The 5,928-nt window shown below is 57.2% G+C and carries 7 protein-coding genes; 2 read left to right on the top strand and 5 right to left on the bottom strand.

Annotation, left to right across the window (positions count from 1 at the left end; all coding sequences use genetic code 11):
- The 4 genes from ABYT07_RS18225 to ABYT07_RS18240 form a co-directional block, all read right to left on the bottom strand.
- The coding region (locus ABYT07_RS18225) for a molybdopterin cofactor-binding domain-containing protein (RefSeq protein ID WP_372993441.1) at nucleotides 1-1,697 on the bottom strand (1,697 nt) is incomplete at its 3' end.
- Nucleotides 1,690-2,160 carry a (2Fe-2S)-binding protein gene (locus tag ABYT07_RS18230; RefSeq protein ID WP_372993442.1) on the bottom strand — a complete coding sequence of 157 codons (471 nt, stop codon included), beginning with the start codon at nucleotides 2,158-2,160 and terminating at the stop codon, nucleotides 1,690-1,692. The genes ABYT07_RS18225 and ABYT07_RS18230, both read right to left, overlap by 8 nt.
- Before the next feature lie 576 nt (nucleotides 2,161-2,736).
- Nucleotides 2,737-3,849: a zinc-binding dehydrogenase gene (locus ABYT07_RS18235; RefSeq protein WP_372993443.1), complete on the bottom strand. Its 1,113-nt coding sequence runs from the start codon at nucleotides 3,847-3,849 to the stop codon at nucleotides 2,737-2,739.
- A gap of 23 nt (nucleotides 3,850-3,872) precedes the next feature.
- A complete protein-coding gene (locus ABYT07_RS18240; protein WP_372993444.1) occupies nucleotides 3,873-4,082 on the bottom strand; it encodes a hypothetical protein in 210 nt (69 codons plus the stop codon).
- A 161-nt stretch (nucleotides 4,083-4,243) separates the two neighbouring features.
- On the opposite strand from ABYT07_RS18240, the gene ABYT07_RS18245 reads away from it, so the two are divergent.
- Together ABYT07_RS18245 and ABYT07_RS18250 are read left to right on the top strand one after the other, a co-directional pair.
- Nucleotides 4,244-5,074, top strand: a complete 831-nt coding sequence (locus ABYT07_RS18245) for an IS110 family transposase (protein WP_372993445.1) — start codon at nucleotides 4,244-4,246, stop codon at nucleotides 5,072-5,074.
- Nucleotides 5,075-5,132: 58 nt separating this feature from the next.
- Nucleotides 5,133-5,546 (top strand): universal stress protein, encoded by a 414-nt coding sequence (locus ABYT07_RS18250; RefSeq protein ID WP_372993446.1) that lies wholly within the window; start codon nucleotides 5,133-5,135, stop codon nucleotides 5,544-5,546.
- 129 nt (nucleotides 5,547-5,675) lie between these two features.
- Here ABYT07_RS18250 and ABYT07_RS18255 read toward each other — a convergent pair.
- Nucleotides 5,676-5,928, bottom strand: a 253-nt coding sequence (locus tag ABYT07_RS18255) for a hypothetical protein (RefSeq protein WP_372993447.1), incomplete at its 5' end; no start/stop codon positions are given.

Here is a 5,928-nt window from a genome sequence, read left to right on the forward strand (position 1 = left end):
TCGGCACCGACCTTATGCGCGGCTTCGTCCATGAAGCTCTCAACGGCAAAGTTGGTCCAACCTGGCCCCACCGACCGCAGCCAACCGGGACGGAAGGTCTGGTTTGCCAGATCGTTTGAGATCGCTCGCACACGATGCGACCCGACGGTATACCAGTGATCGGCCCCATCGATGGCGAAAGGGTCATAGGGCTCGTCGTTGACGCCTTTGGGCATGAAGCCCGGCGCCAATGCCTGCGTCGGCCAACCGGCAGTGGCATGGTGTTCCATACCGGTCACCGCCTGTGCTGCGTCAAACGCCATGCGCAGTTTTTGCACCGAAGGCGACCGGATGCTGTCGAATTGGGCATCCTCTTCGCGCGAGAATACAAGCTTGACCGGCTTGCCCACGGCCTTTGCCGCAAGTGCGGCGGGCACGATGTAGTCGCCGTTGAGACGACGGCCAAAGCCTCCGCCCAGCATGTAGCTGCGCATCACGATCTTGTCGGCAGGCACCTCAAGTGCTGCAGCCAACGTCGGCAGAATCAGTGATTGCCACTGATTGCCCGCGTGGGTTTCCCAGATGCCATCGGCATTCTGGAAGACAGTGGCGTTCACTGGTTCCATCTGGAAATGCAGTACAGACTGGGTAGTGTACTCTGCTTCAAGCGTATCAGCGGCGGCATCGAAAGCAGCAGCGGTGTCTGGTTGATCTGTGTGCAGGATAGAGCCTGCATCGCTGTTAATCAGTTCGCGCCCCCGTGCTTGAATGTCATCCTCGGACACATTTGCGGTCTCGCCTGCAGCCCAATCGACGCTGATCTCAAGCGCGGCAGAGCGTGCGGCGTAGAGCGTTTGGCCCAGAACCACGACCCAGCCCGGCACGGTGCCTGAGGGATCATCAAGCACTACGGTTTCAAGATAGCCTTTGATGCCTTTCGCCGCACTGTCGTCGACAGATTTAACCGTCGAGCCGTAGCGTGTCGGAGGCAGCATCGGCACGCCGTAGACCATTCCGTCTACTTTGGCATCCAGTCCATAAATCGCCTGACCGGTGGTTTTCGTATCCAGATCAAGCGGATGCACATCCTGACCCACCAAACGCAGATCGGCGTGCGGTTTCAGCGGCAGCGCGGCAAGCTCGTCTTGCGTGAACGTCCGATCAAGCCCCTCCGCGACGAGATCACCGTAGCTGATGCTTTTGTTGCCATCGGTGATCATGCCGTCGCGCGCGGTCAGCGTTGATCCGTCAACGCCCCACTTTGCTGCGGCCGCCTCAATGAAGGCGGTGCGGCCGGCGGCCCCCGCTTGACGGTATACTGGCCAGCTTTGCCAGACAGACCAGCTGCCGCCGGTAACCATCAGGCCCCATTTCTCGGCGCTGTCAACGTGGGTGATGTGAACGTTCTCCCATGCTACTTCCAGCTCATCGGCAAGGATGCGCGCGATCGCGGTGCCCACGTGCTGGCCCATTTCGGCGCGGATGATGTTGACGTTGACCTGACCGTCCGCGTCGATCCAGTACCACAAGGAGGGCTCGAAGGTCTGGCCAGTCGGGGTGATCGGCATGCCACTCGCTACTGCGGGGTTCATCGCGGCATTGGACGCGTTCGGAAAGCCGAAGGCCGCCCCGGCGGCCGCCATGGATACCATGAACCCACGGCGGGTCATGTGTGTTTGTGTCTCGGAGCCTGAAAGGCGGGACGTCAGATTAACCATTGTCGGAAGCTCCCATAGCAGTAGCCGCGCTTCGCACGGCCTCGCGAATGCGTGGATAGGTCATGCAGCGGCACAGGTTGCCTGTCATCACCGCGTCGATGTCGCCATCGCTTGGGTTTGGTGTGTCTTTCAGAAAAGAGGCGGCCTGCATGATTTGACCCGACTGACAGTATCCACACTGCGGTACCCGCAAGTTGCGCCATGCTTCCTGAACAGGGTGATTGCCGTTTTCGTCAAGCCCTTCGATGGTGGTGACCTTGAGGCCTTCGACATCAGACAGGTAGGTGATGCAGGACCGCGCGGCTGCACCATCGATGTGCACAGTGCAGGCACCGCAAGCGCCAATGCCGCAGCCGAATTTGGTGCCCGTCAGGCCAACCTCATCGCGGATCGCCCAAAGCAGCGGTGTATCTGGGTCGGCTTCGACAGAAACTTCTTGGCCATTCAGTTCGAATTTTATCATAGCGTTGTTCCTTTTTAGTAGCTTATGCAGGAGAGAGGCTGCGGGCGCCGCCTTCAGAGTGACTGCATCAGCATCGCTTGATTAGACCACTTAACGCTGCTTGCTGTGTCGGCAAGGGCTGCCGCAACGTCGCCCCATGCTACCGCGTGCCCATACTTGAGATGGTCATAGGCTTTTGCCGTCGCATCCATGGGATAAACGCTGTCAATCACCGCTCTGACCGCACCCTATTTGATAAGTGCGCCAAGCTCTGATGTTCGCAGGCTTCAGACCGATTTCGGTCGCTTTGAGACGCGCGGTTTGCGCAATCGCTCGGGCGTCCTGTTGATTAGCCCGGGTATCGGCTACACGCTGCTGCCACGCAGTGGGATCGAGGCATTCACAGCACGCAACCGGTTGAAGGCCGTCTCTCTGCCAGATCGCAGATACCACGAACACTGGTCAACAACCCGGCGCGGCCCCGAGCCACCTGCACGGCTTCGTGCGATTATGAGGATCGTCTCCAATGCCGCCGGGGAGATCGGGTGACCTTTTCAAGTCACCCGCAGTACTTCTGTATGACCCGGTAACTGCACCTTACTTCCAAGGCATGACGAGGTATTTCTCACCCGTCTTCATCGCGCGATAGTCGGTGACAGCTTCCTTGGTCAGCATCTCTTCGAGATCGACCCGTTTCTTGTAGGGACTGGCAAAGGTCGTCGTCAGGTTCTCGAGCACACGCTTGCGCATCCGTCCCACGGTTTCTGTTCCGGCCGATTGAAGGAAGGGGAACAAAAGCCAGCCCGACAGGGTCCAGCCAAAGCCGTAACTGGGCGACAGGGTCGTGGCACCCGTGTCGAGCCGTCCATAGATGAACATGCGCTTTTGCTGGTTCGAACCATAGCGCGAATACTCGGTCATCTTGGTCACCGCGACCTGCTCCATCGCCTTGAAAACACTGTCGACCGATTTCCCGCCACCGATCGGATCAAACCCGTAGAAGGCGTCGGTTTCGTCGATAGCGGACCGGAGCTGCTTCATGAAATCGTCGTCCGATGAATTGACCACATGGGTTGAACCAAGCTTTTTGAGCAGTTCGACCTGTTCTTCTTTGCGCACGATATTGACCAGTGCAATGCCATCTTCGTTGCAGATGCGGGTCAGCATCTGGCCCAGATTGGATGCCCCGACCGTGTGCAGGATCGCGTTCTGCCCGTCCATCTTCGCATTTTCAGCGAAGCCAAGCGCGGTCATGGGATTGACGAAGGCGCTCGCGCCATCTTCGGACGAATGATCGCCCAATGGCAGACACATGGCGGCCTCGGCAATACAATACTGGCTATAGGCATTGCCCGGCACACAGGCGACGCGCTGCCCCATCAGCGCCTTGGCTTTGTCGCCGTCACCCGTTGCGACAACAGTGCCCGCACCTTCGTTGCCGGCGGGCAGTTTCAGCCCGTGCCGCGCTTTGGACCCCGTATTGAACGGCTCGGGCATCTTGGCGACATATTTTCCAGCCGAATATTCGGCGTTTTCGAGATCGGCCGCACCGGCAAGAATAGCGAGATCAGAGGGATTGATCGGTGCCGCCTCCATCTTCACGAGAACCTGATTGCCCGTAGGGTCGGGAAAGTTCACATCCTCGATCGCCACGGTGAGCGTGCCATCGCTTTCTAACGTCGTGAATAGCTGCTTGCCGGTGGTGCTCATGTCAATATCTCCAGGTTTCAGATTCAGAAATCAAAGGTGGTTTCGGGTCTGGGACCCAGCGTGGTGGACTGCAAGACACCTCGGCTCCACGGCTCTATATCGAACAGCAGCAGCGCCAAAGCAGCCACCATAGATACAGTGCCAATTTCATACCGCCGGCGCAACCAATATGCTGGAATGGCCGACGCTTCGCTCGCGGAGGCCAGACCGGTCCACTTAAGTGCTGCGCTCACTCGTGAATATCTGCTTTCATGACGCTGCGAGCGCACGCGGCACCAAATCAAGAAGTCTGGTTTGGGCTCGAACCTGATGGGGTGGATGGCTCCTGCTTCAACCGGCGTCGCAATGCGCCATATTGCAGGTGTCGATATCTGCTTATGAGAAGAGCCACCCCATGGAAGTTACCACGATCGGCCTTGATTTGGCCAAGAACGTTTTCCAAGTTCACGGGATCACTGAAGGCGAAGAGGTTGTCTTCAACCGCCCTTTGAGACGGGCGCAGCTATTGCCATTCTTTTCCAAGATTGAACGCTGCCTCATTGGCATGGAAGCTTGCAGCAGTGCGCACTACTGGGCGCGGGAGCTGACAGCGTTGGGTCATGAAGTCCGGCTAATCCCACCGATCTATGTCAAACCATACGTCAAACGCGGTAAGTCAGATGCCATCGATGCGGCGGCCATTTGTGAAGCGGTGACGCGTCCGACAATGCGCTTTGTCGCGATCAAGACGGTTGAGCAACAAGCTCTGCTCTCGCTTCATCGCGCACGAGATCTGCTTGTTCGCCAGCGCACGCAGCTGATCAACGGCTTACGAGGTATGGTCGCCGAGTTTGGCGTTTGCATCGCAAGAGGCTTGGCGCGGGTCATCGGGTTTGCAGAGGATATTCTCGCAGGTGAAGTGCTGGACTTGCCCGAGATTGCCAATGAGGTGATCTACAACATGTGCGAACACCTCATGGCACTGCATGCACGGATCCGATGGTATGAAGATCGCCTGAAGCAGGTCGCAAAGGACGACGCGCGGGTGAGGTTGTTGCGTACAATCCCAGGCGTTGGTGCTATGACCGCGTCCGCTATTATCGCCAGCATTGGTGATGGACATCAGTTCAGCAATGGCCGTGAATTTGCAGCTTGGCTGGGTCTGACGCCTGCAAACAAATCCAGCGGCAGGAAAGAGAAATTAGGGCGCATCGAGGCAAAATTTTTGGGGTCGGACTTGATCTAACGCAAGGTACACGCATGCCACGTCAGTTAACTTATGTGGCAATGGCAAGGAGGAAAACATGTATTCGAACATCATGATCCCGGTGGATCTTCGGCATACAGACCGGCTGGACAAAGCGCTGTCGGTGGCGGCTGATATTGCGAAACTGTATGGAGCGAAAACGCATATTGTCGGCGTCGTCCAGACCGCTCCGAATGAACTTGCGCGCACTCCTGAAGAATATGCTGAAAAGCTTGCGGCCTTTGCTGCGGATCGTTCTCAGGAACTTGGGGTCATATTTGAACCACACGCCGAAATCGGTCATGACCCATCAATCGATCTTGACGACGTACTGAAACGGTTCGCGGATGCAATCGGGATCGATCTCATCATTATGGCAAGCCATATTCCTGGGATTGCCGAGCACTTTTTTGCCTCAAACGCCGGCCATCTTGCATCGCATGCGAAAGTGTCCGTCTTCGTCATACGCTGACAATCGCATGAGGCGGTCGTCCGCGTGTAGGACATGACCCTATTCCGGCTGGTAAGGGCTCAGAGCCGACTTGCGGCGATGCACCAGATGAACGACTTCAGGACATTCTAAAAGTTCGTTTTCGCTTTCTCAGCACTGGCTTCTCGGACATGCGGAGAAAATCCAGAGGCAGCCTCTTCCGGCCCAAATGCTGCGGAGGCTGTGCTTGTTCTTGATTTTCTGGTCCGGGTCCAAGTCGGTAATATCCATAACGTGCATGTTCCCCACTACACGGATATTATCGACGGTTAGCTGGCCAATCTCTTCACGCCTTGCGCCTGTATATGCCGCGATCAACGGCAACCAGAAGTCCATCGACTGATGGTCGAACGTGTCGTTGCAA

The sequence above is a fragment of the Sulfitobacter sp. genome, assembly GCF_041552635.1.
Lineage (GTDB): Bacteria > Pseudomonadota > Alphaproteobacteria > Rhodobacterales > Rhodobacteraceae > Sulfitobacter.